Source organism: bacterium (assembly GCA_026708055.1).
Taxonomy (GTDB): Bacteria; Actinomycetota; Acidimicrobiia; order Acidimicrobiales; family CATQHL01; genus VXNF01.
This window is the reverse complement of record JAPOVS010000026.1, coordinates 17,471-41,848: the sequence shown is the minus strand read 5'-3', so window position 1 is coordinate 41,848 and position 24,378 is coordinate 17,471. Positions and strand designations below refer to the sequence as shown.

At 69.3% G+C, this 24,378-nt stretch carries 20 protein-coding genes; 8 read left to right on the top strand and 12 right to left on the bottom strand.

Going from position 1 to position 24,378, the window contains the following annotated elements; translation table 11 throughout:
• Window positions 1-3 precede the first annotated feature (3 nt).
• Window positions 4-1,719, bottom strand: coding sequence for a S1 RNA-binding domain-containing protein (locus tag OXG55_04715; protein ID MCY4102559.1), 1,716 nt, complete (start codon window positions 1,717-1,719; stop codon window positions 4-6).
• A 57-nt stretch (window positions 1,720-1,776) separates the two neighbouring features.
• Here OXG55_04715 and OXG55_04710 point away from each other — a divergent pair, with 57 nt between their 5' ends.
• Window positions 1,777-4,053, top strand: a complete 2,277-nt coding sequence (locus tag OXG55_04710) for a UvrD-helicase domain-containing protein (protein MCY4102558.1) — start codon at window positions 1,777-1,779, stop codon at window positions 4,051-4,053.
• A gap of 157 nt (window positions 4,054-4,210) precedes the next feature.
• Here OXG55_04710 and OXG55_04705 read toward each other — a convergent pair whose 3' ends face one another.
• The 7 genes from OXG55_04705 to OXG55_04675 all read right to left on the bottom strand — a co-directional run bounded on the left by OXG55_04705 (window position 4,211) and on the right by OXG55_04675 (window position 14,663).
• Window positions 4,211-5,413, bottom strand: coding sequence for an ATP-binding protein (locus tag OXG55_04705; protein ID MCY4102557.1), 1,203 nt, complete (start codon window positions 5,411-5,413; stop codon window positions 4,211-4,213).
• 224 nt (window positions 5,414-5,637) lie between these two features.
• Window positions 5,638-8,760, bottom strand: coding sequence for a DEAD/DEAH box helicase (locus OXG55_04700; GenBank protein MCY4102556.1), 3,123 nt, complete (start codon window positions 8,758-8,760; stop codon window positions 5,638-5,640).
• On the bottom strand, window positions 8,757-9,443 hold the full coding sequence (locus OXG55_04695; GenBank protein MCY4102555.1) for a hypothetical protein: 687 nt from the start codon (window positions 9,441-9,443) through the stop codon (window positions 8,757-8,759). Before OXG55_04695 ends, OXG55_04700 begins: the two co-directional genes overlap by 4 nt.
• Before the next feature lie 257 nt (window positions 9,444-9,700).
• A complete protein-coding gene (locus OXG55_04690; GenBank protein MCY4102554.1) occupies window positions 9,701-10,150 on the bottom strand; it encodes a hypothetical protein in 450 nt (149 codons plus the stop codon).
• A 75-nt stretch (window positions 10,151-10,225) separates the two neighbouring features.
• Window positions 10,226-12,943 carry an FtsX-like permease family protein gene (locus OXG55_04685; GenBank protein ID MCY4102553.1) on the bottom strand — a complete coding sequence of 906 codons (2,718 nt, stop codon included), beginning with the start codon at window positions 12,941-12,943 and terminating at the stop codon, window positions 10,226-10,228.
• A 60-nt stretch (window positions 12,944-13,003) separates the two neighbouring features.
• The gene (locus OXG55_04680; protein MCY4102552.1) at window positions 13,004-13,744 is read right to left on the bottom strand and encodes an ABC transporter ATP-binding protein; all 741 of its coding nucleotides are present in this window, start codon (window positions 13,742-13,744) and stop codon (window positions 13,004-13,006) included.
• A gap of 283 nt (window positions 13,745-14,027) precedes the next feature.
• Complete coding sequence (locus tag OXG55_04675) at window positions 14,028-14,663, bottom strand: peroxiredoxin (protein ID MCY4102551.1); 636 nt, start codon at window positions 14,661-14,663, stop codon at window positions 14,028-14,030.
• A 139-nt stretch (window positions 14,664-14,802) separates the two neighbouring features.
• On the opposite strand from OXG55_04675, the gene OXG55_04670 reads away from it, so the two are divergent.
• Entirely contained in the window at window positions 14,803-16,050 is a 1,248-nt protein-coding gene (locus tag OXG55_04670; protein MCY4102550.1) for a GDSL-type esterase/lipase family protein, read from the top strand.
• A gap of 9 nt (window positions 16,051-16,059) precedes the next feature.
• Here OXG55_04670 and OXG55_04665 read toward each other — a convergent pair whose 3' ends face one another.
• The 4 genes from OXG55_04665 to OXG55_04650 all read right to left on the bottom strand — a co-directional run bounded on the left by OXG55_04665 (window position 16,060) and on the right by OXG55_04650 (window position 17,881).
• Complete coding sequence (locus tag OXG55_04665) at window positions 16,060-16,572, bottom strand: hypothetical protein (GenBank protein MCY4102549.1); 513 nt, start codon at window positions 16,570-16,572, stop codon at window positions 16,060-16,062.
• Between the two features lie 62 nt (window positions 16,573-16,634).
• Window positions 16,635-16,826, bottom strand: coding sequence for a hypothetical protein (locus tag OXG55_04660; GenBank protein MCY4102548.1), 192 nt, complete (start codon window positions 16,824-16,826; stop codon window positions 16,635-16,637).
• A gap of 79 nt (window positions 16,827-16,905) precedes the next feature.
• On the bottom strand, window positions 16,906-17,328 hold the full coding sequence (locus OXG55_04655) for a LysM domain-containing protein (GenBank protein ID MCY4102547.1): 423 nt from the start codon (window positions 17,326-17,328) through the stop codon (window positions 16,906-16,908).
• A gap of 103 nt (window positions 17,329-17,431) precedes the next feature.
• Window positions 17,432-17,881 (bottom strand): LysM domain-containing protein, encoded by a 450-nt coding sequence (locus OXG55_04650; protein ID MCY4102546.1) that lies wholly within the window; start codon window positions 17,879-17,881, stop codon window positions 17,432-17,434.
• Between the two features lie 151 nt (window positions 17,882-18,032).
• On the opposite strand from OXG55_04650, the gene OXG55_04645 reads away from it, so the two are divergent.
• The 6 genes from OXG55_04645 to OXG55_04620 all read left to right on the top strand — a co-directional run bounded on the left by OXG55_04645 (window position 18,033) and on the right by OXG55_04620 (window position 24,257).
• Window positions 18,033-18,422 carry a hypothetical protein gene (locus OXG55_04645; protein MCY4102545.1) on the top strand — a complete coding sequence of 130 codons (390 nt, stop codon included), beginning with the start codon at window positions 18,033-18,035 and terminating at the stop codon, window positions 18,420-18,422.
• A 34-nt stretch (window positions 18,423-18,456) separates the two neighbouring features.
• Window positions 18,457-19,677 carry a hypothetical protein gene (locus OXG55_04640; GenBank protein ID MCY4102544.1) on the top strand — a complete coding sequence of 407 codons (1,221 nt, stop codon included), beginning with the start codon at window positions 18,457-18,459 and terminating at the stop codon, window positions 19,675-19,677.
• Complete coding sequence (locus tag OXG55_04635) at window positions 19,593-20,102, top strand: PQQ-binding-like beta-propeller repeat protein (GenBank protein MCY4102543.1); 510 nt, start codon at window positions 19,593-19,595, stop codon at window positions 20,100-20,102. Before OXG55_04640 ends, OXG55_04635 begins: the two co-directional genes overlap by 85 nt.
• 12 nt (window positions 20,103-20,114) lie before the next feature.
• Window positions 20,115-21,632, top strand: a complete 1,518-nt coding sequence (locus tag OXG55_04630; protein ID MCY4102542.1) for a pyridoxal-phosphate dependent enzyme — start codon at window positions 20,115-20,117, stop codon at window positions 21,630-21,632.
• Between the two features lie 81 nt (window positions 21,633-21,713).
• A complete protein-coding gene (locus tag OXG55_04625) occupies window positions 21,714-22,943 on the top strand; it encodes a pyridoxal-phosphate dependent enzyme (protein MCY4102541.1) in 1,230 nt (409 codons plus the stop codon).
• Window positions 22,944-23,288: 345 nt separating this feature from the next.
• Complete coding sequence (locus OXG55_04620) at window positions 23,289-24,257, top strand: DM13 domain-containing protein (GenBank protein ID MCY4102540.1); 969 nt, start codon at window positions 23,289-23,291, stop codon at window positions 24,255-24,257.
• Window positions 24,258-24,378: the final 121 nt, after the last annotated feature.

Genomic DNA, 24,378 nt, shown 5'->3' with positions numbered 1-24,378 from the left:
GAGTCACTCCTGATCGGCGGGGCGCACCAGCACTGCCAGATTCACCGAGAACTCCAGATCGCGGCGCTGTCGGTCCACTTTGGTGACCTCGGCCAGCACGCTGTCCCCGGGCACCACCACCTCGCGGGGATGGCGGATGGGATGCTCGGCGAGTTCTGCGGTCGGCACCAGACCCTTGATCCCGTCGCCGACGGTCACGAACGCTCCGAATGGGGCGAGCGAGACGACGGTGGCCTCGTGGCGCTCGCCGGGACGAATCGCCTTGAGGGGATCGTCGCCGATCCGCAGCGACAGGTCGAGGTTCATCTTGGCCGGAGCGGTGTGCAGGACAACGGCCTCCACCTCGTCTCCGACCGCCACCACGTCGCTGGGTCGGCGCACCCGGAACCAGCTCAGCTCGCTGCGGCGGATGCGGCCCCGGAGGTCTCCCTCGGCCATCACCAGAGCCCCGAAGTCCTCGACCTTCGTGACCCGGGCGCGCAGCTTCGTACCCGGGGACAGCTCGGAGAGTCGCTTGCGGGCGGCCTGCCGCCCGCGGGTTCGCAGCGCGGCCTTGCGGGACAGGATGCAGCGGCCCTTGAGCCGGTTCACCTCGGTGACCTTGCACTCCACCGTGCTGCCGACCAGAGACTCGAGATCGTCATCGCCCGCCATCGAGGCCGGGACGAATGCCCGGACACCGATGTCCACCGTGAGGCCCGCCGCAACCGCATCGGTGACCACCCCGGAGACGATCTCGCCCGTCTTGCGGGCGCTCTCGGCCGACTCCCAGGCCCGCTGCTGGCGCCCCCAGCTGCGAGAAAGGACGATGCGCTGCTTGTGGTCCTCGCGCACGAGGACCGCCGCCTCCACGGTGTCACCGGTCTTCGCCTCGGCCGTGAGATCGACGTCGAGGCCTGCCGCCCAATGCCGGCTCCCGATCACGCCGATGCGCCCCGACCCGATGTCCAACTCGAGCTCGCGGCGCTCGACGGAAGTGACGACGCCGGAGACGATGTCGCCGCTGTTGAGGCCTCCAGTGGTTGCAACCGAGCGGATCGGGGTGCCGATTCCGGCCGCCCGGGCATCGCCGCCCGTCGCCGGGACCGCCGTCTGACCGTCTCCCGGCGCGCCCTCGGCCGCCGGCTGCGTTTCGATCACCTCCGCCGGGCTCTCCGCGGCGGGTTCCTCTACGGCGGGTTCCTCGGCGGCCGGGCTCTCGGCGGCCGGGCTCTCGGCGGCCGGTTCATCCGCGGCCGGTTCGTCCGTGTTCGGTTCATCCGCGGCCGGTTCGTCCGTGTTCGTCGGTTGGGCCTCCGCGGCCGGTTCGTCCTGCGCCGCGGACTGTTCCACGGGCGGCGGCTCGTCCTCAGTTGCGGGCACCTCGGGCTGCTCGCTGGCCGGCGGTTCGTCCTCTGCCAGCGGTGCCTGCTGTTCATCGATCGCGGCGGGCGGCTCGTCGGTTGGGGGCGGTGCCGGCTCTTCGTCGACCGTGACGGCCGGTTCGTCCTCTGCCGGCGGTGCCTGCTGTTCATCGATCGTGGCGGGCGGCTCGTCGGTTGCGGTTGGGGCCGGCTCGGGTTGTTCGGAGGCGGTCGCACCGTCATCCGGCGTCGCCGCGTCTTCAGCGGCAGCCTCCGGTGCCGGAACTTCGGTGGCCGTTTCGTCCGCTGCTACAGGCTGGTCGGCTTGTTCCGTCACGGCGCCGATGGTACCGCCGACCTCTGGCGCTCCCTGCATCGCGCCGTCCCATCCGGCGGCGGGGCGCTGTCACGCGCCACCGGTAGGGTGCCGACGATGGCGCAACCCAACCCTGCGCAGCACGACACCGTGCAACTCAATCCAGCGCAGTACGACGCGGTTCTGCACGAGCGGGGCCCGCTCCTGGTCAGCGCAGGGGCCGGGTCGGGCAAGACGCGGGTGCTCACGCACCGGATCGCCCACCTCATTTCGGACCGCGTCGTCTCGCCGTTCGCCATCCTGGCCATCACGTTCACCAACAAGGCGGCCGACGAGATGCGCGCCCGCGTCGTGGATCTCGTCGGACCGGTGGCGGAGCGGATGTGGGTGCGCACCTTCCACTCGGCCTGTGCCCGGATCCTGCGCCGCGAGGCCGAGCGGATGGGGTATCCGGCGGGCTTCAGCATCTACGACCAGTCCGACTCGGTGCGGCTGACGCGCTACGTCATGGTCGACCTGGGCATGGACACCCGGCGCAGCACGCCCGGAGCGGTCCACGGCCGCATCAGCGCCGCCAAAGGCGACCTGCTCAGCCCCGAGTCGTACCTGGATGCGGGGATGGGCTCGGATCCGATCCGACGCCGCACGGCGCAGGTGTACGCCGAGTACCAGCGCCGCCTCCAGCGCGCCGGCGCCATGGACTTCGACGACCTGCTCACGCTGGTGGTGCGCCTGTTCCGCGAGCACCCCGACGTGCTGGCCTCCTACCAGGAGCGCTTCCAGCACGTCCTCGTGGACGAGTATCAGGACACCAACCGGGCGCAGAACGAGATCGTGCTGATGCTCGGCGCCCGCCACCGCAACGTCTTCGTGGTGGGCGACGCCGACCAGTCCATCTACCGCTTCCGCGGCGCCACCGTGCGCAACATCGTGGAGTTCGAGAGCGCTTTCGAGGACGCCGCGGTGATCCTGTTGGAGCAGAACTACCGCTCCACGCAGACCGTGCTGGACGCCGCCAACGCCGTGATCGCCAACAACCTCGGCCGTCACCCCAAGAGGCTCTGGACCGACGCCGAGCGGGGCGAGCGGATCATCTGGTACCGGGCCGCCGACGAGGACGACGAGGCCCGCTGGGTGGTGGCGGAGATCCAGCGGTTGGCGGTCGACGGCCACGCGCTCAGCGACTTCGCCGTGATGTACCGGATCAACGCCCAGAGCCGGGCGCTGGAGACCGCGCTCAACGCCGAGGACCTGCCCTATGCGGTCATCGGCGCCACAGCCTTCTACGACCGGCGGGAGGTGCGCGACGCCTTGGCCTACCTGCGCGCCGTGGTGAACCCCGCCGACGAGGTGAGCCTCAAGCGGGTGCTGAACGTGCCCCGCCGAGGCATCGGCGACCGCTCCGTCGAACGCCTCGACGCCTGGGCAGCGAGCACCGGGCTGCCATTCAACGAGGCGCTGCGCCAGCCGGCCGAGGCGGGTGTGTCCGGCACCGCGTTGGCGGGCATCGAGAGCTTCACGACCCTGCTGGATGAGGCCGCCGGCCGGCTCGTCGCGGGCCCGAAGGCGGTGCTCGAGTTCCTGCTGACCCGCAGCGGCTACCTGGAGGAACTCTACGAGGAGTCTGAGGATGGCAGCGTGGAGGCCGAGGGGCGCCTCGAGAACCTGTCGACGCTGATCGAGGGCGCGTCCGAGCATGAGCAGGTGGGCGAGTTCCTGGAACAGACCGCCCTGGTGTCACCGACCGACGATCTGGACAGCGATGAGTCCAAGGTGGTGTTGCTGACAGTACACACTGCCAAGGGTCTGGAGTTCCCGGTGGTGTTCCTCACCGGCCTAGAGGAGGAGGTGTTCCCACCGACGCAGGCTCTGGACGATCCCGAGGAGTTGGCCGAGGAGCGCCGCCTGGCCTACGTCGGCATCACCCGGGCCCGCGAGCGCCTCTACCTCAGCGACGCCGAGCGCCGCACCATCTGGGGGATCGGGCAGTACCAACGGCCGAGCCGGTTCCTCAAGGAGATACCTGCCGAGTTGCTGACCGAGGTGTCGGGTCGCCGCGAGCGCCTCCCGCGCCAGGATCACGCTGGTCGGTCCGGCGGTTCGGACCGGTTCGACAGCACGGCCCGATTCGGCGAGCGCCGCGCAGCGAGGCGGGAGGCGCAGGTCGAACAGGCACTGGGCGGCAGGTCCGGGCAATCGCCGGACCCGGCGCGCGGTGTAGGAGCCTCGGAGCTTCCGGTGGGCGCCGACGTCAAGCATCCTGCCTGGGGAACCGGCGTGGTCGTCGACGCCTCCGGCACGGGCGACGACGCCGAAGTGACCGTTCGTTTCCCTGATGTGGGGGAGAAGCGTCTGCTGGTCGCGTGGGCGCCGCTGGAGCGGGCCGCGCCCTGAGAGGGCGCGGAGTATTCCCCGGATCGGGCTGCGACTCCGCTGCCGGCGGGGGGGCGGGTCCGCGGAGGGCACCCGCCTGACGGCGGTCATCGCCGGGCTGCAGCTCTGCTTCGAGCCGGAGGGAGGTGCGGGTCCGGGTTGCGATCGGCCGCAGGCGTCACCCGTCCGCCGGATCTCTCCCTTCTCGAGTCGGTTCGAGGTCGGTCTCGTGAAGGCGGGCCCACGGCAGGAGGGTGTCACCGTGACGCTGCTGAAGATCGTCGCCGCCGTAGACGCAGTACACCGTGCAGTCGCCGCCTTCGAGTTGGTCGCGCACCCTGCGGGCGGGCCGGAGAAGTGCGCTTGACGGGGTTGCGGCTGCCTTCGTCTCGACGAGCGACAGGCGGTGGGGACCGCCGATCACGATGTCCACCTCGGCGCCGCCTCGATCCCGGTAGAACGACAGCGCGCCGGCGGCGCGGCGGTTCGTGCGCCGCTTGACGATCTCCGAGGCGACCCACGTTTCGAAGATGTGGCCGCGCAGCGGGTGCGACGCCAGTTGGTCGGTGCCGGTCACGCCGAGCAGGTGGCAGACGAGGCCGGTGTCGTAGAAGTGGAGCTTGGGCATCTTCACCAGCCGCTTGCGCAGGTTCGAATGGAATGCCGGGAGCCGGAATGTGAGGAATCCCGTCTCGAGGACGCTGAGCCAGGCCTTGGCCGTGGGTTGGGAGATGCCGCAGTCGCCGGCCAGCGCGGAGTAGTTCAGCAGCTGGGCCGTCCGCCCGGCGCACAGCTGCATGAACCTGTGGAACATGCCGAGGTCGCCCACATTGCCGATGGTCCTCACGTCCCGCTCGAGGTATGTGGCCGTGTACCACCCGTGCCAGTCGGACGGGTCCAGACCGCGGTCGAGCACTCGCGGGTAGCCGCCGGTCAGTAGCGTCTCGTCGAGATGCCGCGGCGGGTTGTCGAATCGGAGCACCTCGCCGCGGCCCAGCGGCAACAGATGCAGCACAGCGGTCCGTCCTGCCAGCGACTGGCCGACCGATTCGAGCAACGACAGGTTGTGCGACCCGGTGAGGATCCACTGGCCGGGCTCGGGATTCTCATCGACGGCGACCTGCAGGTACGAGAGCAGGTCGGGAACGCGCTGGATCTCGTCGAGGATGGCCCCGCTCGGGAACCGCGCCAGGAACGTGCGGGGGTCCTCCCGAGCGAACGAGCGAACATCGGGCGTCTCGAGGCTGACGTAGGGGTGCTCGGGGAACGTCGCCCTGCAAAGGGTCGTCTTGCCGCTCTGGCGCGGACCGGTGATGGTCACGACCGGCATGTCCCGCGCCGATTGCAGCACCCTCGGAGCAAGGTCCCGCTCAACGATCATCGCGCCGATCCTAACCTTGGCATCGTCAGAATTCACGCTAATTCAAAATCACATCTTGAATCAGCGCGATCCGACTCTCGCACTCATCAGGTCCGCGGTTTCGTTCGGGTCACCCTCCTCGAACGGTGTCTTCGCCGAGGCGCACCGTCACATCGCCGGTGCTGGCCAGGCGGCTCATCCCTCACACCAGGGTGACCCCCGCACCGATCGACGCGCCACCTCGCTCACACGACAGGCTCAACCAACCGCCAGGCTTTGTAGTAGGACGCTCCGATCTTCCCGAGGGCGCCGGTCCAGTCACTTGGCGAGCTGTTTGCAAGAAAGCGTCTGAGTTCTTCTATCCCTCGGCCCTCGCCCACCGTCCGAGCCAGTGCGAGCGAAGCTGCTCTGGGAACACCGAACAGGCGAAATGCGACCGCCTCGCGCGTGTCGACTCCGTAGTAGACGTATGAGGGCATATCCCGTGGAGGCGTTGCTGTCTCCTCATCGGCTCGTCCGGCCATCGCGAGTGCTTGCAGCGCAGACAGGCCCCACGAGACGGTTGGCAAGATCGAGCCGAACAGCCGTTGACAACAGTGCGTGAGCGCCTTCGTAAGGTCGCGCGGCCCCCCGTTGGAGGCTGTCGCGAAGTAGTTGTCTGCGAGGTCGCCCAACGACATACCTCCGACCCAGTCCTTGACCACCCGGGACAGGAAGTCGCCTTCGGATTCAGCAGGATCCAACCGCTCGACTAGCTGCTCGCGGAGTTCGGGCACTTGCAGGAGCACTCCGATGGCGTCGCTTAGAACCCTCGAACGCTCAGCGAACAGCTCATCGCCGAGGAGTCGATCGTTGAGACCGCGATCGGTCATCCTGGCCAGTGTCGCGTTCACGCTCTCCCACGAGAAACCGGTTGAGTCAACAAGCGAGATCGGTTTCCCGGAGAGTCGGGACGTGTAGGCCTGAACGCTCTGGACGAGCGTGTCGGCCAACTCTGGCCGACGCGAACGCAGCTCCCTGAACCCGAGGGTGCCGCGCAGGACTTGCTCAACACGGACCGCGAACTCCTCGGCGCCCACGACCCGGTACGTATGCGTGACGAACTGGACGAAGCTCGACCAGCTGCCCATGAAGCTGAGCTTTGCCAGATCGAGGTCACCGGCCTTGGTCAGAGCTTCCTCGACCATGGCAATCAGGGTTGAGCTCAACTCCACTGCGGCGGAGTTGAGGTACTCCCGAAGCGCGGCTTCCCGCTCGGCGTTGTGCGCTGCCAAGAGAACCACGCCTGGCCTGCCATGGTTGGCGCGACCCGCCCGGCCCGCGATGTTCCAGAAGTCCTCGGTCGGCATCGTTGCGCCGTACGGGTACTGGTAGCTGCCGAGCACGACGTTGCTTATCGGGAAATTGATGCCTTGGGCCAACGTTGTGGTGGCGACGACGTGGCGGAGCTTGCCGCGCTCGGCGAGCGCCTCGATCATCAGGCGGACGTCGTCGGAGAGCCCAGCGTGGTGGACCGCTATCCCTCGTCTGAGAAGTCGTGCGAGCGGGTAGTCCTGCCCGTATTCGTCCTCGATCAGATCGCCGATCGACTCGACGAGGTCGTCTCGCACCTCGGAGCCCCCAGTGGCGGCGAGGCGCTCGGCCGCAGACCACGAATATCCGGGTTGGCCGACGAGCGTGACGGACAGCCCGCGTTGGCTCAGCGCTTGCGCTGCTGCGGTCGCCAGCGCGGTCGGGGCCTTGAGGCTCGAGTAGGGGAGCCCTAGCGGCCGGCCTTCGGCCAACGCGACCGCCTGCTCGGTCTGCAGCGACGGGGCGGAAGCGAGGGTGGTCTCTGCGACTACGCGGGAACTCCCTCGCTGGGCCGTCCTCTCCAGTTTCGCCAGCCCAACCACTCGGTCGTTGGGTAGCCACTCAAGGCCGAGCTCGACTGCTTGGTTATTCGAAGGATCAAGCCATGAGGCAATCTCAGAGGCGTTCGGAATGAACGGTGTCATCAGCAGAAAGCCGGCGTCTCTCGCCTCACGGTTTATCGTCGCGAGGAGCAGTTCAAGTTTGAGCCCTCGACCCTTCGCGCCGAGGTTGTGGGCCTCGTCGACGACGACCAGGCTGAGAGGTCTCCCCAGGTCCGACACCCAGCCGCCTCGAAGCAGGAGATCCAGCTTTTCGGGAGTGGTAACGACGACGCGGAACGGTTTGTCCGCGGCCGCCAGAATCTCGGCCTCTACGGAGTCGACCTCGAGGGCCGCTGAGAAGCGCTCGACCCGTATGCCGAGCGGAGCGAAGTCCCTTCGCAGACGTGCCGTCAGCTGGTTGACCAACGCGCGGGTCGGGGCGGTATAGGCCACCCAGCCCCGTTGAGGCTCGTAGCTGTCGAGAGCCTGCAGGATCCGGAACTCCGCGACGAGCGTCTTGCCGGCAGATGTGGGCAGGGAGATGACGACCGATCGTCTGCCGGTCCCGATCAGCCCTTCATCCACGAGCGCCTTCTTCTGCGGCGGCAGCAGTTCGAGGAACGGCTCCTCGTTCTCGCGGCTCGCGAGTTGTCGGACGAAGTCGGTCGTTCTGGTTCCGGCACCGCGCGCGATTCTCCAGATGCTTCTCTCGACCAGTGATCGAGCGGCGAGGTCCAGCAAGCTGACGAGGAACGACATCTCGGCGTCGCCGGCCTCTTGTGCAGCGTCACGCGCCCGGTCGAAGTGAAGTTCGGCTTGCTCGACGGGGTCGAATAGACCATCGGTCGAACCCTGCTCGGTGTACTCGGCCACGATCTCGGCTGCCCTCAGCAGGTGGTACCCGGCAACGAGCTTCCACGCGTCACGGGGCTCGGCTTCACGCTCGAGATACCGAGGCTCGTTTGCCGCCTGCCGGTCTCGGACTTGCCCGATGATCCGGTGCAGCCGGTCAAGATCTCCCCAACCGTCCTTCCGGATGAGCAACTGCCACACGTCGAGCACGGCCAGTTCCGCTGTGGTGTCCCATCTGGTGGACTCGAGGGTCTCTCCTGGGAGTCCGTTGAGCAACTGCCTTGTCTGCGAGCGATGTCCGCCTAGTGCGCCGAACGCCGCGGCCCTCGTGCGGATCCGCTGGACCTCCAGTGCCGAGAGTCTTGATCGCGATCCATCGTCCTCAAGGACCGCGCGCAGTAACTCGAACGCCTCTCGGCACGCCCTCGTCGCTCCGTCATCCCCGGCGAGCGCAAGGCGGAGTGCGGCCACCTCGACTGTGTGCGCGGAGAACGTGACGGCGTCAGGATCGCGGAGCGCACCCTCTTCGCCGAGAATGGCCAACGCAGCCAAGCTGTCCGCGTCCCGCGATGCGGACCGGACGGACTCCGCGTCGATGGCGCTCAGAAGGAGGTCGGTCATGCGGCCACCCAGTCGATCCATCGAGCCATCGGCCTGGGCATGTACAAGACGTGTAGTTCGACCGATCCAGGTTCGGAGACTCTCGCACCGAGCTGTCGTCCCCGGCCGCTGACATCCCTCTCGTCGGCCGGGGTATCGCGTACCAGCATCCCGACGAAGCGCACGGCAGCCCCGCAGGTCGAGACGAACGCGGCGAGGGCTTTGTCGAACATATCCCCTGACACTCCCTCGTCGACTCGGGCCGAGAGCCACTTGATCAGCGTGAACCGGAGCATCTCGTCGTCGATCAGCTGCTCGAGCTGCTGGACCATCCCGGTCCGCCCGGCAAGGACGCTGGGCGGCGCATTCGCGTCGGAGGAGGACTTCACCTCGCCGAAGACAAGCCGGTGCCCACGGGCCTCGTTGCTGATCCCGACGAGATCGGCACCTTGGAGGCTTGCCCGCGGATTGCGTTCATCGCGCCTGGGGTTCCACGGTAGGACAACGCCGTGAGAGCTCTCGAGGACTGCCTCGGCGATCGCCTCGCCGACCTGCCAGGGGCGGATTTCGCGCGAGGCCGCTTCTTCGAGGAAGCGCGTGAGCCACTCGGCCGATGCGCCTGTCGAAGCCAGATCCCGGAGTCTCTCGGCAATGCCACTCTCGAATCCTGCATCAAGCGCTCGCTCGGTGATGCCAGCCGACATAGCCACGACCTCGTCCTCGGTCCACGTCCTGCCCGTCCATCGGCAGGTGGCCTGTGATCCCGTGAAGACCGTAGTTGGCATGGCCCCTCAGCGTCCGATGAGTTGTTGAGCCTTCAAGTCCGCCCGAGTTTCTCCCACATTTTGCCATATTATCAAGTTAGTCCAATAAATGTAAAGTAGTGTCGTTTTCAGAGCAAGCTCGGAGCACTCGGCTGGGAGAGCGCGGCTGTTGTCGGGGCGTCTCCCGCCGGAACCTCCTAGCCGCCCTCGCTGATGGCGTTGAGGTCGACGATCAGCTCGCCCTCTTCGATGCGCACGTCGTAGGCGGGCAGCCCCTCGCCGTGCGCCTCGACGACCGTGCCGTCGCAGGGGTCGGTGAAGACCGCGGCGGCTTGTTGCCATTGGAGGGTGCAGTCGCGTCCGGCGCCGGCGCGGTGGGCGTCGAAGGCGTACCAGCCGGCCGCCGGGTCGCCGCCGAGGTGCTGCAGCCAGATGTCGCGGTTGCCGCTGGCGGCGTCGGCGTAGAGGATCGGCCCGTCGTGGGCGATGAGGCGGCTCATCTCGGTTGGGTCGCCCGCTTCGAAAGTGTCGTCGCCGAGCCGCACCGTCACATCACCGGTGCTGGCCAGGCGGCTCATCCCCCAGACCAGGGCGATCCCCGCGGTGACGCCCACGAGGCCCACCACGATGGCCCGCTTCGGGTTCATCGACCGTCTCGGGGCGACCGGCATGCCGACAAGTATGGGGCCTGCCGGCGCGCTCCGGGCCGGGGCTCCGGCCGGCTACTCGTAGCCGATGGCCTCCAGCACCTTCAGGCGGCCCGCCCAGATTGCCGGCAGGATCCCGCTGGCCAGCCCCGCGAGCGCCGCGATGACGAGGTAGACGATGATTTGGCCGCCGGGTATGGACAGCGTGCTCACGACCGAGTCCGGGATGATGTCGGCCGCCAGCACGCCGAAGGCCACGCCGAGCACCACGCCGAGGATCCCGCCGAAGACAGCCACGACGAGGCCCTCCCAGCAGACCATGCGGCGCATCTGGCCCCGCGTCATGCCCACCGCCCGCAGCAGGCCCAGCTCGCGGGTGCGCTCCACGACCGACAGCGCCAGGGTCGCGACGATTCCCAGCACGGCGATCACCAGCGAGAGCCCCAGGAACACGTTCACCACGATCAGCGCCTGGTCGATCTGATCGTCGGCAGTGTCGCGGAACTCGGCGCGGGAGCGAACGGTCACCTGCGGGTAATCGGCCGCTGAGGCGGTGATGGCCGCCCGCGCCGCCTCCTCGCTCACCCCGTCGGCGTTCAGGACCGACAGGAACTGGTCCACGTTGGTGTCGAAGTAGCGGTGCCACGTGCTCGGCGACACGACCCACGGGCCGACGATGGCGTCGTCGGAGTAGATGCCGGCCACGTTCCAGGTGACTCGCTCGCCGCCGAGGACCTCGACATCGAGGCTGTCGCCGACCGAGAGCCCGTACTCGGCGGCCTGATCGACGTGGGCGAGCACGGCGCCGGGGGCCAGGTCGTTCACCGCTCCGGCGATGGGATCCACGTCCACGTGGGCGTCGAGTTCGGGCGTGTTCACCGACATCAGGCCGTGCACGGTGCCGTCGCCGGGGGTGCGGAACGCTGCGGTCAGCCACCGGTACGTCGCAACCGAGCCCACTTCCGGCAGCGCTTCGAGGTCCTCGCCGAGGCGGGGGCTGAACCCGCTGAACTGGTCGGCGCAGTTGCCGATGCACACGAACCAGTCGGCGTTGATCTGCTCGTCGAGCACCTTCGCGAAGCTGCTCTTCAACGAGTCGGCCACGACGCTCACGGTGACCACGAGCGCCAGTCCGATCATGAGGGCCGCGGCCGTGGAGGACGTGCGGCGCGGGCTGCGGGCCGCGTTCTGGCGCGCCAAGTGCCCGGGCATGCCGTCTATGCGGGCCAGCGGGGCGCCGAGGGCGCGGGCCATCGGTCTTGCGAACAGCGGGCTGGTCATGTTGATGCCCACGAAGACCGTCAGCACGCCCATCGAGAGGGTCACCAGCAGGTGCGTCGTGCCGAGATCCGCGAACACCGTGGTGAGCAGCAGCGCCAGGCCGACGGCGGCCACCGCCAGCCTCCCCGCCCACCAGACGATCCGCTTGCCCCCCCAGTTGGCGAGGATCGCAGCCAGCAGCGCCAGCGGGATGAGCGCCGGCCAGTCGGGGGCAGCGAGGCCCAGTGCCAGCAGCACCAGGCCTGCGATCAGGGCCAGGCCGCCCGCCACGGGCCGCCGGGCGGCGACCGGGGTGGAGAGCCGGGCGTCCTCCCGCAGAGCTTCGACAGGCGTGATCCGTCGGGCCTTGAGCGCAGGTGAGAGCGCGGCCAGCATGGTTATGCCCACCCCCACGGCGATGGCCACACCAACGGTTCGCCCCGTCACCAGCACCGGATCAATCGGCAGTTCGCCGCCGCGCGCGCCGAAGATGGCTTTGAGCGCGGCCGCGACACCGATGCCGCCGCCGACGCCCAGCACCGTGGCGATGACGCCGACAGTGGCAGCCTCGCCCAGCACCGAGCGCCGGATCTGGATCCCCGTGGCGCCGACGACCCGCAGCAGGCCCAGCTCGCGGATGCGCTGGCCGATGACGATGGAGAACACGTTGTTCACCAGGAACGCCGAGACCACGAGCGTGATGATGGCGAATGCCAGCAGGATGTTCTGGAAGATCGTGATGAACGTGTCGAATTCGGCGCTCTGCTCCTCGGCCACCTCCTCGACGGTCAGCACCTCGAGATCGCGGTCCGGAGGCAATGCCTGCCTGATCGCGGCGGCGACGGTGGCGATGTCGGCCTGCCGGTCCACATCCACGAGGATCTCGTCCCAGCCCCCTCCGCCGTTCAGCAGTTCGGTGGCGGTGGCCAGGTCGAAGACCGAGAACTGAACGCCCTGTGACTGGTCCTCGTCGGGGTCGGCCCAGTTCACCGTGCCCACCAGCTCGAAGGGGCGCGTGCCCTCGGGCAGGCTGACGCGGTACGTCTCGCCGATCCGGAGGTCGGCGAACTCGGCGGTTCCGGCGTTGGCGGCGAACTCGTTCGGGCCCTCCGGCGGCCTGCCCTCGGCCAGGTACAGTTCGGTCAGGGCCTCCTCGTCGGACCAACTCACCCCGAACTGGGGCGGACCCAATGACTGCAGCGGCTCGCCGTCGGGGTCGATGATGACCACGTTCCAGGCGGCCACACCGCCGGTGACCGCCGCTACCCCGTCGACCCCGGCGATCTCGGTGGCCAGCGCGGGGTCCACCTCGGGGGCGTTCAGCCGGTCGCCGAACTCGAGTTCGCTGCGCACCCGGAGGTCGATCGATCCGGCGATGTCGTCTGCGATGTCGTCGAATGTGGCACGCAGGCTGTCGGTGACGATGAAGACGCCCACCACGAAGGAGACGCCCAGCACCACGCTCAACGCCGTGCCCAGGAACAAGAACTTCCTGTTGGCGATGTTCTTGAGGGTGAGTCGCAGCAGGAACATGCCGATGCTCAAACGTTCGGGCGTGCCGCGGCGGCGTTCAGGCGAATCCGGCTCGCCGGCTCAGGCACCGATGGTCCTCACCTTGTCGAGCACACCGTCAACGGTCGGATCTCGCATCTCGTCCACGACCCGACCGTCGTTGAGGAACACGATCCGGTCGCTGTAGCTGGCGGCCCCGGCGTCGTGGGTCACCATCACGATCGTCTGGCCGAGTTGGTCCGACGCCCGCCTCAGGAACTCCAGCACCTCGGCCCCGGTGCGAGAGTCCAGATTCCCGGTGGGCTCGTCGGCGAAGATGATGCGCGGGCGGCTCACGAGCGCCCGCGCCACGGCCACCCGCTGCTGCTGCCCGCCCGAGAGTTCGTTGGGCCGGTGCGTGAGACGGTCGCCCAGGCCGACCGCATCGACGACCTCGGTGAGCCAGGCGCTGTCGGGGTCCTCCCCGGCCAGGGCGATGGGCAGCGTCATGTTCTCCAGCGCGGTGAGGGTGGGGAGCAGGTTGTAGGCCTGGAAGATGAAGCCGACCTGCCGGCGGCGCAGGAGCGTCAGTTCCCGCTCGTTGAGGGTGCCGAGTTCGGTGTCGCCGATGAAGATCTGCCCGTCGGTGAGTTCGTCGAGGCCCGCCATGCAGTGCATGAGCGTCGACTTGCCCGACCCCGACGGCCCCATGATCGTGGTCAACTGGCCGGTGTCGAAGGTGACGTCGACACCGTCGAGGGCGCGAACCTCGGTCTCGCCGCGGCCGTAGATCTTCACGGCCCCGACGGCACGCGCCGCCGGTACCCGTCCGTTGCCTGCCACCGTCGGCCCTCCGTGCTCGACTGTCCTGGACCCGGCGATCCTACCGGCGCGGTGTTCGGGCCCCTTCCGACCATCGCGGGAATTACCTACGCCTTACTTACGTCCGCCCGTCGGCCCGCGGATTCAGTCACGCGTCGCGCCGGCGGTCCGGGGGGCTCAGATGCGCGCGGGTCCGCCTGCGCTGTCTCATCAGCGAGCGCTGGAGGTCGTCGGCGCCGCGGGACGCGCCGCGCCCCCGGGCTCGAACCCGGGGGCGCGACGGTTGGAGCGATGAGTATCCGGCTCAGCCGGTGGGCTGGGGGACCACCCGCAGGTAGGGCTTCTGCTCGTCCCAGCCGCCGGGGAAGCGCTCGGCGGCCTCGGTGTTGCTGAGCGCCGGCACGATGATCACGTCCTCGCCGTGCTGCCAGTTCACCGGCGTGGCCACCTTGTGGTGGGCGGTGAGCTGCAGCGAGTCGATGACCCGCAGCACCTCGTCGAAGTTGCGCCCGGTGCTGGCCGGGTAGGTGATCATCAGCTTGACCAGATTGTCGGGGCCGATGACGAAGACCGAGCGGACCGTCATGGTGTCGCTGGCGTTGGGGTGGATCATGCCGTAGAGGTTGGCCACCGAGGCGTCGGGGTCGCCGATCATCGGGAAGTTGGGCGAGATGCCCTGGGTGTCCAGGATGTCCTGCGACCACACCCGGTGATCCTCCACCGAGTCGCACGAGAGCCCGATGACCTTCACGTTGCGCGCCGCGAACTCGCTACGGAGCTTGGCGGTGTAGCCCAGTTCGGTCGTGCAGACGGGCGTGAAGTCCTTCGGATGCGAGAACAGCACCGCCCAACTGCCGTCCTTCCATTCGTGGAAGTTGATGGTGCCCTCGGTGGTGTCTGCCGTAAAGTCGGGGGCGACGTCCCCCAGTTGCACAGTCATGCTGCTGTGTCCTCCCTTGGTCGGTGGTCGCGTGACCGGTAATTCCAGACCGATTTTGTCGGCAATCAGGTTAGCGCCCCTCAGCAGGAACACAACCGGGCCACGGACCCACTCGGCGCGCGGCCGCTTGGTGCTTCCGGTGACCGTCGCTCTGGCGGTGGTCTCGCTGGCGGCGACCGGCTGTCCCGAGGATCGCGGCACAGGCTTGGGGGACGTCATTTCCCCCGCTGCGCCGCCTTCGACCACCGAGCCCGCGAACCGGCCACCGGAGATCGTCGTGGACGGCTTCGTGCGGCAGGTGGGCGAGCGGCTGGATGGCTGGCTGGCCGTCGGCGATCCGGACGGAACGGTGACGCGCATCGCCTGGCACCGCGCGCCGCCGGGATTCACCTCACCAGGCGGCGCCGACCCGACGTTCTCCTGGATCCCGCCGGTGCCGGGAACCTGGCGGGTCCAGGTGACCGCCACCGACGACGCGGGCGCCACCTCCACCGCGCTGGCCACGTTCGTGTCCCGCCACCCGCATCGCCGGCACACACTCGTGGGTCTGGGCGACTCGGTGGCGGCGGGCTTCGGCCACGACCTGACCGACGTCCTGCTGGGCGATCCCTGCTGGCGGGCGCCCGCAGCCGCCTACCCGAGGCTCGTCATGGATCGCCTCGTCGACGCCGGCGAGGTGCCCGGGGGCCAGGCCGCCGTCGTGCTGGCAGCCTGCTCGGGAACCTCCACTCGCGACGTCTGGGATTCCCCGACCTGGTTGCCGTCGGGCGCCCCCTCGGGCCTCGGCCAACCCGGCTGGAGCCAGCTGGACTGGGCGGTCCACCTGAATCCCGGCTACGTCACCGTCACGGTCGGGGCCAACGACGTGGGGGTCGTGGATCTGTCGATTCTGGCCCGCGGTGAACTGGATCGCGCTGAACTCCGGCTCCGGCTGGAGGCGGTTGCCGGTGGCGTGGGATACCTGCTGGACGAACTCGTGGATCGGACCGATGCCGCCATCGCGCTGACCAACTACTACAACCCCACCGCGGTGAGCCCCACCGGAGTGGCGGGTTGCCGCGGCGCGTGCTTCGCGGAGGTCAGCGAGGTCGTGCACGATGCTCTGAACGCTGTCCTGGCGCAGGCGGCGGCACGTCACGGCCCGCGAGTGCAACTGGTGGATGTGGCTGCACTGTTCAACGGCCACGAGGCTGGCGACGCCCTGGGCCCGGGCTGGCTGCGCGGGCCGATCGAGACCGTCCTGGGGGTGCAGGTCCGGGCCTATTGCTCCACCGAGGATCCCCGCGGATCCTGGATCAGTTCGTTCGACTGCATCCACCCCACCGATGACGGCATGGCCGCCATCGCCGGGGAGGTGGCGGCAGCCCTCAGCGCGTCGCGGCGTTGAGAGTGCCGCTCAGGGGTCGCGGGGGCCGTCTCCGGCCGCGGCCTGTCGCCTCCAAAGATCCCGGTAGTCGCAGTAGACGAGGTGATGCTGCCGTGCCCGTGCGTAGTCGCCCTGCGCGAGCGCGACCAGCGTGGACTGGGCGGCAGCCCGCAGGGCGCTGAGTTCGGCGCGCCGCTGCGGGCTGGGATGGGCGGCCACGGCGGTGTCGAGGTGATCGAGGGTCGACTCGTTGGCAAGGTCGAGGGCGGCTCGGGCGCCGCTGAAATCGTCCTCGCTGGCGCGGTCCAGAAGGTTCTCGTGCGTCGCCATCCAGCCAGCCAACACCCCTCCGTGCAGTCGGTGCCAAGCCTGCTCGGCAGCGGGGTCGGTGGGCGCCGGCGTGTGGCTCGACTCGACGATGCGACGGGAGTTGTCCAGGACGGCGTCATTGCGGCCGCGCCGTCGGCGGCCGACGAGGGCCGCCACCGCGCACGCGGCGACGACCAGTGCTGGCAGGAGGTAGCGGACGTAGACGCTGCTCACTTCGCCCGATCAGGGTACTGAGCAGGCCAAAGGGCCGGAGCCGTGAGTGGTGCCCGATCCGGCTAGGCCGGCGCCGGGATCTTGACCTGCAGCGGAGGCGCCTTCACGGTGTGCGCCGAGTGTCCGCACGCCCAGCAACTGTCGCCGGGCCGGCCGCGCCACGTGACGTCGCAGACGCCACAGGCCATGACACCGACGACGGCTTCCCCGACCTCGGTGCTCGTCTCGGCCTCGGCTCCGTCCGCTTTGCCCACCGGCGCGGGATTGTACGCAGGCGCCTTGTCGGGGTGGTGGATGTCCGGCCGGCGGGCTGCGCGGACGGCCGGAACCCGCTCATTCCGGCGGCGGGATGAACAGTTGATCCCCGGCGCGGATGTTGTCGGGGTTCTCGATGTTGTTCAACGCCACGAGGTCGTCGAGGCTGACGCCGAACTGCCTGGCGATGCCGAAAAGGGTGTCGCCGGGGTTGATCGTGTAGATGAGCGGGTCGCCGATGTTCCGTGTCGTCGTGGTGGTCGCCGGCGTTGCCGGTGGGGGCGAGGGCAGCTCGGGGGGCGGCTGCTGGACGACGCCGGTCGCCGGGGTCACCGGCGGCGGGGGGGCGAGCGTGACGACGGTGTTGCTGCCAGCGCCACCGGTGTCGGTGGTCGGACCCTCGGTGTCGTCACTGGTGTCGAAGCAGGCGGTGAGCGTGACGACCAGCACGGCCGAAAGGCCGACCAGGGTTATGCGCCCGAGAGGAGTGGCGCGTGCCATGTGGGTGAACTTAGTCGATCTGGGCTCACGTGAAGAACCGACTCTGTCGGCTGCAACTACGAAGACTGCCGGTCCCCGCGATGCGTCATGTCCCGACCGCCGGTCAGCCGGCAGGCGGGATGGTCAGCGTGTCGCCCTCGAAGATGACGTCGGGATTGCTGATGTTGTTGGCCTCGATGACGTCGTCCAAGCTGACGCCGAACCGCTGGGCGATGCTGAACAGGGTGTCACCGGCCTGCACCGTGTAGAGGAGGATTCCGTTCTCATCCACCACCGGATCCTCCGGAGGAGTTGGCGGCGGCTCCGGTGGGACCACCTCCGGCTCCTCGGGCGGCGGGACGACGATCACCGCCGTGGTCGTCGGGGGTTCAACGACGGCTGCCTGCGTCGTCGGCGTCGTCTCCGGGGGAGGTGGTGGAGTTGACGACTGCTGGGTCGTCGTCGTTGTCGTCTCGTCGGGGTCATCGTCGCCGAAGCATGAGGTGAGGACCAGCGCCATGACAACGGTGAGTGCGATCAGTGTGATTCGCCTGCGAGGACGCGCATGAGACATGGCGTGAAGCCTACACCCGCCACCGGGGCAACTCAGGGATGCAATGAGGGGTGGACAAATCCCCCGGTCGGGCGTGTCGTGACATTACGTTTGTTGCATGGACGGAATGCGCTCCGGAGGTGGAGCGGCCGCGATCGCGACCGGGAATGTCGTGACGCCACCGCGCAACGGGGGCCCCGAAGCGGTCGGCTGCGCCCACATGCTGTGTCCTGAGCCCGCAACGGCGCTGCTCCTCTTCGACGCCCGCGTGACGGCGGCCTGGCTCGTGGACCTCGAGGGCAAGGCCTGGCGCGGCCTGCCCATGTGCGCGGCGCACGCCAACCGGTTCCGGCCGCCCGTCGGCTGGATTCTGTCCGACCAGCGAAGCCCGAGCCGCCGGCAGCGGTCCGGCAGCGAGGTCTCGCCGGCTTCGGAGCCGGCGGCGTCGGTTGTCGAATCCGAGGACGATTCGACAACCGGTGAACCCGCGCCCGCCCGCGAGCCGGCGCCGACGCCGCTGCTCACCCGGGCGTTCCGCACGACTGCTCACTCCGCGATCTGACGCCGCCGCCCAGGTGCGGCACACTCCTGACTCGGTGAACACCTCTTCGCGCGCCCGCGCCGTCCCGGTGCGCGTCACGTTGCTCGGGATCTCCGCGCTGTTGGCCCTGGTGCTGCCGGTCCTGCTCGCCGGCACCGCCGAGCGTGCCGGCGAGGTGTCCACCGACTCGACGCACGACCCGCGGCCGGCACCGGATCCCGCACCGCCGCCCGTGCCGCCCCCGCAACTGCCGACCACCGCGCCGGCTACTCCCCCGCCGGTGTCTCCCGAGCTACCGCCGGACACCGGCGCCGCTGAGGAGCCGGAGCCCTGGGTGGACGGCGCGTCGTTCGGCCAGCCCCCTGCCGATGTGACGCGGGGGGTGCTCACGTTCCGCGGCTCGCCGACTCGCAGCTGGTACGGGACCGGCCCCGTGCCGCGCGACCCGCGGTTGCTCTGGCGGTATCCGCAGCACAGCGACATGTGCGCCGAGTCCAGCTATCACGGTGAGATCGTGCGGTGGTGTGGCACGGGTTGGACCGGTCAGACGGCGGTGTTCGAACGCAACGGGCGCACCTGGCTGGTGTTCGGGGCGTTCGACAACAACGTGCACTTCCTCGACGCCGACACCGGGCAGCAGCTGCTCCCGCAGTTCGAGACCGGCGACCTCATCAAGACCTCGGTGACGATCGATCCCGATGAGTTCCCGCTGGCGTACTTCGGGTCCCGGGACAACTACTTCCGGATCGTGGCCTTCGACAGGGCCGAGCCGACGGAGCTGTGGCGGCTGGGTGCCTACGACGTATCGCCCACGCTGTGGAACGACGACTGGGACTCCAGCCCGCTGGTGATCGACGACCACCTGTTCCTGGGCGGCGAGAACAGCCGGTTCTTCGTCGTCCGCCTGAACCGGGGCTACGACGCCGACGGTCTCGTGACGGTGGCTCCCGAGTTGCTGTTCCACTGGGCGGGTTGGGACGACCAACTGCTGGCGGATCTGGCCGAGCCCGATGAGGGCCACTTCAACGTGGCCATCGAGTCCTCTCCGGCGATCTGGGAGAACACGCTCTACTTCGCCAACTCGGGTGGTCTCGTGACCGGCTGGGACATCTCGCGTCTCGACGGGGGGGGGTCATGCCCGAGCAGGTCTTCCGGTTCTGGGCGGGTGACGACATCGACGCCACACCGGTCGTGGACACCGAGGGGTACCTGTACCTGGGCGTGGAGTACGAGGAGCGCGACACGGCGCGCGCCCGGGAGGTGGGCCAGCTCGTGAAGCTCGACCCGTCCCTCCCCGACGATCCCATCGTCTGGTCGGTGCACGACCCTTCGGAGTTTCCCCAGCGGGGCGTGTGGAGCACGCCGGTCGTGTGGCGCGACATGGTGTTCGCTACGACCCACACCGGCAGGTTCTGGGGCGTCGACCGCCGGACGGGCGAGATCCGCTGGGAGAAGCGGTTCAACGACCTGCTGTGGAGCAGCCCGATCGTGATCGACGAGGCGTTGATCCTGGCGGACGGGGCGGGGCGGATCACCGCCTACGACGTCAGCGACACGTCCGTGGAGCCACCGGTCATCTGGCAGTTGCACGTCGGCAACGAGTGGCGCTTCGAGTCCTCGCCGGTGATGTGGGACGGCGTGATCTACCTGGGGGGACGCAGCGGCGCGATGTACGCGGTCGGCGATGCCGCCGGCCGGTAGCGTGTGACGCCTATGAGTGCCCCGGTAGCCGAGTATTCGCGCGACGCCCGCATGGGACCGGGCACATCCGTGGAGGTGCTTCAGCGGGCGGCGCGGCGATTCGGTGAGGAGGGAATCGTGCTCCCCACCTTCGCCCAGCTGGCCGAACCTCAGCGGATTCCGGCCGCCGCCCTGGCGAGTCTGGCCGGTGTGGGTCGCAACGAGGCCGACGCCCGCAACCTGTGGCGGGTCCACTGGTACAACGACACCGCTTCGGGGGGTCTCCGGGAGGTGCCTTCCTACGTGGTGCTACCGCCGGAGTTCACGGGCGTGGCGTCGCCGATCCTGGTGGCCTTCGGGGACAGGTTCCCGATGATCGGCGCCCACAAGGTGCTGGCCGCCTACGCCTGCCTGGTGCCCCGCCTGGTCACCGGCGTTTTCGACCCCACCGCCCAGCGCGCGGTGTGGCCGTCGACGGGGAACTACGCCCGCGGCGGCGTGGCGATCAGCCGGATCATGGGTTGCCGCGGGGTGGCGGTGCTGCCGGAGAACATGAGCCGCGAGCGCTTCGAGTGGCTCGAGCGCTGGGTGACCGACCCCGGCGACATCGTGGCCACACCGGGTTCGGAGAGCAACGTCAAGGAGATCTACGACGCCTGCGCCGAGCTGGCCGTCGAGGAACGCAACGTGATCTTCAACCAGTTCTCCGAGTTCTCCAACCATGCCGGCCACTATGCCGTGACCGGGCCGGCCCTGGCGCACGCCTTCGCCGACCACGCCGCGGCCCAGCCGGGCCTTCGTCTCGCCGCCTTCGTGGCGGCCTCCGGCTCGTCGGGAACGCTTGGCGCCGGCGACTATCTCAAGGAGCGGCACGGCACCCGCATCGTGGCGGTCGAGGCCCTCGAGTGCCCGACCATGCTCTACAACGGGTTCGGCGAGCACAACATCCAGGGCATCGGCGACAAACACATCCCCCTGGTCCACAACGTCATGAACAGCGACGCCGCGGTGGCGGTCTCCGACGCGGCCACCGATGGCCTGTTCATGGCCTTCGGCCACGAGGGAGGGCGGCGGGTCCTCGCCGGGCGCGGCATCCCGGCAGGGGTGCTGGCGTCGCTGGACCACTTCGGTCTGTCGAGTATCTGCAACGTGCTCGCCGCCATCAAGTACGCCCGCACGGCACCTCTGGGCGCTGATGACGTGATCGTGACCGTCGCCACCGACGGTGCGGCCCTCTACGAGAGCGAGCGGCCGCGCCTCACCGGCACACGCTTCGGGGGTTCCTTCGACGACGCCGCGGCAGCGGCGCAGATCGAGGCGCACCTGGCCGGTGCGGACACGTCGCACGTTCTGCTGCTCGACGAGGTCGGCCGCAGCCGCATCTTCAATCTTGGCTACTTCACCTGGGTGGAACAGCAGGGTGTGTCGGTGGAGGACTTCGAGGCGCGCCGGCAGGCGGCGTTCTGGGATCGGCTGCACGCCATGGTCCCGGCCTGGGACGCCATGATCGACGAGTTCAACGCCCGCAGCGGAGCAGCGGCCCTGCTCTGAGCACGCGTGGCGGCCGGTTGATGGCATTGTGCTGATCGACGAGACCACGGCTCAGCGGTCCGTCCGGGGCGGGATCGGCCGATGAACCGTCTCACGGCTGAGAGCGGCTGGTTGGGGTCGCCGGCCGGTTCATTCTTCGACGTGGACGACGGCAGTGACAATCCCTTCCTGCGGTATCGACGCCTGCTGTGGGCACACCGGCGGTTCGCCGAGTCGGGCCGCTCCGACGGCGACTTCGTGGCGGCCGTGGAGCGGCTCGACCGCCGGGTCGCCGAGATCGACGGGCGGGGGTTCCGGGTGACGCCCAGCGCGCCCGCACCGGAGTTGAGCAGGCGTCTCGGCGTGGAGCTCTGGGTGAAGGACGAGACGGGCAACGTCACCGGCACGCACAAGGCGCGCCATCTCATGGGCCTGGCGCTGCACCTCGAGGCCGACGCCGACGCCCCGCAGCACCGGCTGGCCATCGCCTCCTGCGGGAATGCGGCCCTGGCGGCGGCCACCGTGGCCCGAGCCGCCGACCGTCCCCTGGACGTGTTCATCCCGCCGTGGGCCGACGCCTACATCGTGGGTGCCCTCGAGACTCTGGGCGCCGACATCGGGGTCTGCCCCCGGCGGCCCGGTGAGCTCGGCGATCCCTGCTTCAGCCGGTTCCGCGAGGCCACGGCGGCCGGCTCGCTGCCGTTCTGCGCCGTCGCCGTCGAGAATCTCTGGACCATCGACGGCGGCCGCACGCTGGCGTTCGAGATGATCGAGTCGCTCGCCGGAGCGGGGGAGCTGGACGCGCTGTTCGTGCAGGTGGGGGGCGGGGCGCTGGCGTCCAGTGTGGTGCAGGGTTTCGTCGAGGCCGCCGACGCAGGTGTCGTGGGCCGGCTACCGGCGTTCTACATGGTGCAGACCGAGGGATGCGCGCCGCTGCGGCAGGCCTGGGAGCGGCTCTCGTCGTTGGGCGAGCAGCTGGGCATGGAAGCGGCCCTCGAGGCCGCCGTGGCGCAGCCCGAGCGGTTCATGCAGCCGTGGGCGCCGCCGGAGGGCGATACGCCCCAGAGCATCGCCACGGGCATCCTGGACGACGTCACCTACGACTGGCTGCCGGTCGCCTGGGGCGTGGCGGCAACGGGAGGCGACGTGGTGGTGGCGCCGGAGCGCCTGGTGGCCGAGGCCCACGCACTGGCCCGGCGCTGGACAGACGTGCCGGTGGATCCGACGGGCACGGCCGGCCTGGCCGGGCTGCTGGCGGCTCGCGGCGCGGGACTCGTGGCCGACGGAGCGCGCGTCGGCGTGCTGTTCACGGGGGCCGACCGCAGCGCCTGAGGAGTGCCGCAGACTCATTGAGAGCGGCTAAGAGCGTTAGCGGATAGGCGACCGCCACCGACTTGGGATTCCAATCCGCGAACTCTCGTCATTTCGGCGAAGGCCGGAATCCAGGCTCCGGCGACGCGATTCGCGTCGCTGTAGTCGACTGCAAAGCGCCTGGTCAGAGCCTATCCGCTACTGCTCTAATTCATCGAGCGGATCTTTCGTCCCGCCGCGCCGGGAGGTCGGGGCGCGGGTCTGTGAGACTGGACCGCAGAAGCAACCGCCAGGAACGCCGCCAGCGCACGACGCTCCTGGCGGGGCCGCCCGGCGGGGCGGATCCCGCACCAGGGAGGTGAAGGCATGGACGCATCACCCGACGCAGCGAACTCTCTCATCCGGCGCCTGTGGGGCTGGGCCCGGCGCCATTGGGTCATCACCACGATCGCCCTCGCCGCGGCCATCGGCCTGGGGATCTGGCTGATCTTCTTCTTCTTCGCTGTGCAGACGCTCTTCATCGACGAGGAGGTGGACGAGGCGCTGCCGACCTTCGGCGCCCCGGCGGCTCCGGCCGAGGCCCCGGCCCCGGCTCCCGCCGCCGAGCCGGCGGCTCCGGCGCCTGCCCCAGCGGCCGCCGAAGCGCCTGCGGCCACCTCCGATGGGGAGACGGCGGCGTCTGCGGCGCCGGCCCCTGCCGAAGGCTCCGCGCCCGCCGCCGCGCCCCCGGCCGGCGAGGTCCCCGCCCCTGCCCCTGCGGGCGAGACGGCCGCCGACGCACCCGCCGCCACGCCGGCTCCTGCTCCCGCCGAACCCGCCCCGGCAGCGCCGCCGGCCCCCGCCGAGGGAGAGCTGGTGGCCGGCCCGGGGGCCTCGGGAATGCCCGGCGACGAGATCACCCCGGAGATGGCCGATGAGACGAACGAGGCCATTGCCTCGGGAGCGATGCCCCGCGAGGTGGTCATGAACGAGGAGCGGCCCATGCCGGTGGCGCCGCAGATCGTCACGCTCGCCTCGGGCGAGTTCATGAGCCGCAGCCACCCCACCGAGGGCCGGGTGCTGGTGCTGAACGACGGCTCCGAGCAGCGTTTCCTGCGCTTCGAGAACTTCCGCACCGATAACGGCCCGGACCTCAACGTGTGGCTGTCCTCGGCACCGCCCGACGCCCCGGCCGGGGACTTCCTGAACGACTGGGTCGATCTCGGCGACCTGAAGGGCAACGTCGGTGCCCAGAACTACGAGATCCCACCCAGCGTCGACCTCGATCACTACTCCACCGTGATCGTCTGGTGCGTGCGCTTCAGCGTGGCCTTCGGGACGGCTCCCCTGGCCTGACCCGTTCCGCTCCTGTCGGCCTCACCGTCGTCGCCTCGGTCTCTCGCTCGTCGTCTCGGTCTCTCGCTCGTCGTCTCGGTCTCTCGCTCGGCATCCCGGCGGAGGCCGGGATCCAGTTGCC

What these genes read in the sequence shown, in the direction of transcription:
- OXG55_04675 (MCY4102551.1), bottom strand. Translation starts at nt 14,663, where the DNA reads ATGACTGTGCAACTGGGGGACGTCGCCCCCGACTTTACGGCAGACACC.
- OXG55_04700 (MCY4102556.1), bottom strand. Translation starts at nt 8,760, where the DNA reads ATGACCGACCTCCTTCTGAGCGCCATCGACGCGGAGTCCGTCCGGTCC.
- OXG55_04690 (MCY4102554.1), bottom strand. Translation starts at nt 10,150, where the DNA reads ATGAACCCGAAGCGGGCCATCGTGGTGGGCCTCGTGGGCGTCACCGCG.
- OXG55_04705 (MCY4102557.1), bottom strand. Translation starts at nt 5,413, where the DNA reads ATGATCGTTGAGCGGGACCTTGCTCCGAGGGTGCTGCAATCGGCGCGG.
- OXG55_04655 (MCY4102547.1), bottom strand. Translation starts at nt 17,328, where the DNA reads ATGGCACGCGCCACTCCTCTCGGGCGCATAACCCTGGTCGGCCTTTCG.
- OXG55_04650 (MCY4102546.1), bottom strand. Translation starts at nt 17,881, where the DNA reads ATGTCTCATGCGCGTCCTCGCAGGCGAATCACACTGATCGCACTCACC.
- OXG55_04685 (MCY4102553.1), bottom strand. Translation starts at nt 12,943, where the DNA reads ATGTTCCTGCTGCGACTCACCCTCAAGAACATCGCCAACAGGAAGTTC.
- OXG55_04630 (MCY4102542.1), top strand. Translation starts at nt 20,115, where the DNA reads ATGAGTGCCCCGGTAGCCGAGTATTCGCGCGACGCCCGCATGGGACCG.
- OXG55_04625 (MCY4102541.1), top strand. Translation starts at nt 21,714, where the DNA reads ATGAACCGTCTCACGGCTGAGAGCGGCTGGTTGGGGTCGCCGGCCGGT.
- OXG55_04710 (MCY4102558.1), top strand. Translation starts at nt 1,777, where the DNA reads ATGGCGCAACCCAACCCTGCGCAGCACGACACCGTGCAACTCAATCCA.
- OXG55_04620 (MCY4102540.1), top strand. Translation starts at nt 23,289, where the DNA reads ATGGACGCATCACCCGACGCAGCGAACTCTCTCATCCGGCGCCTGTGG.
- OXG55_04695 (MCY4102555.1), bottom strand. Translation starts at nt 9,443, where the DNA reads ATGTCGGCTGGCATCACCGAGCGAGCGCTTGATGCAGGATTCGAGAGT.
- OXG55_04715 (MCY4102559.1), bottom strand. Translation starts at nt 1,719, where the DNA reads ATGCAGGGAGCGCCAGAGGTCGGCGGTACCATCGGCGCCGTGACGGAA.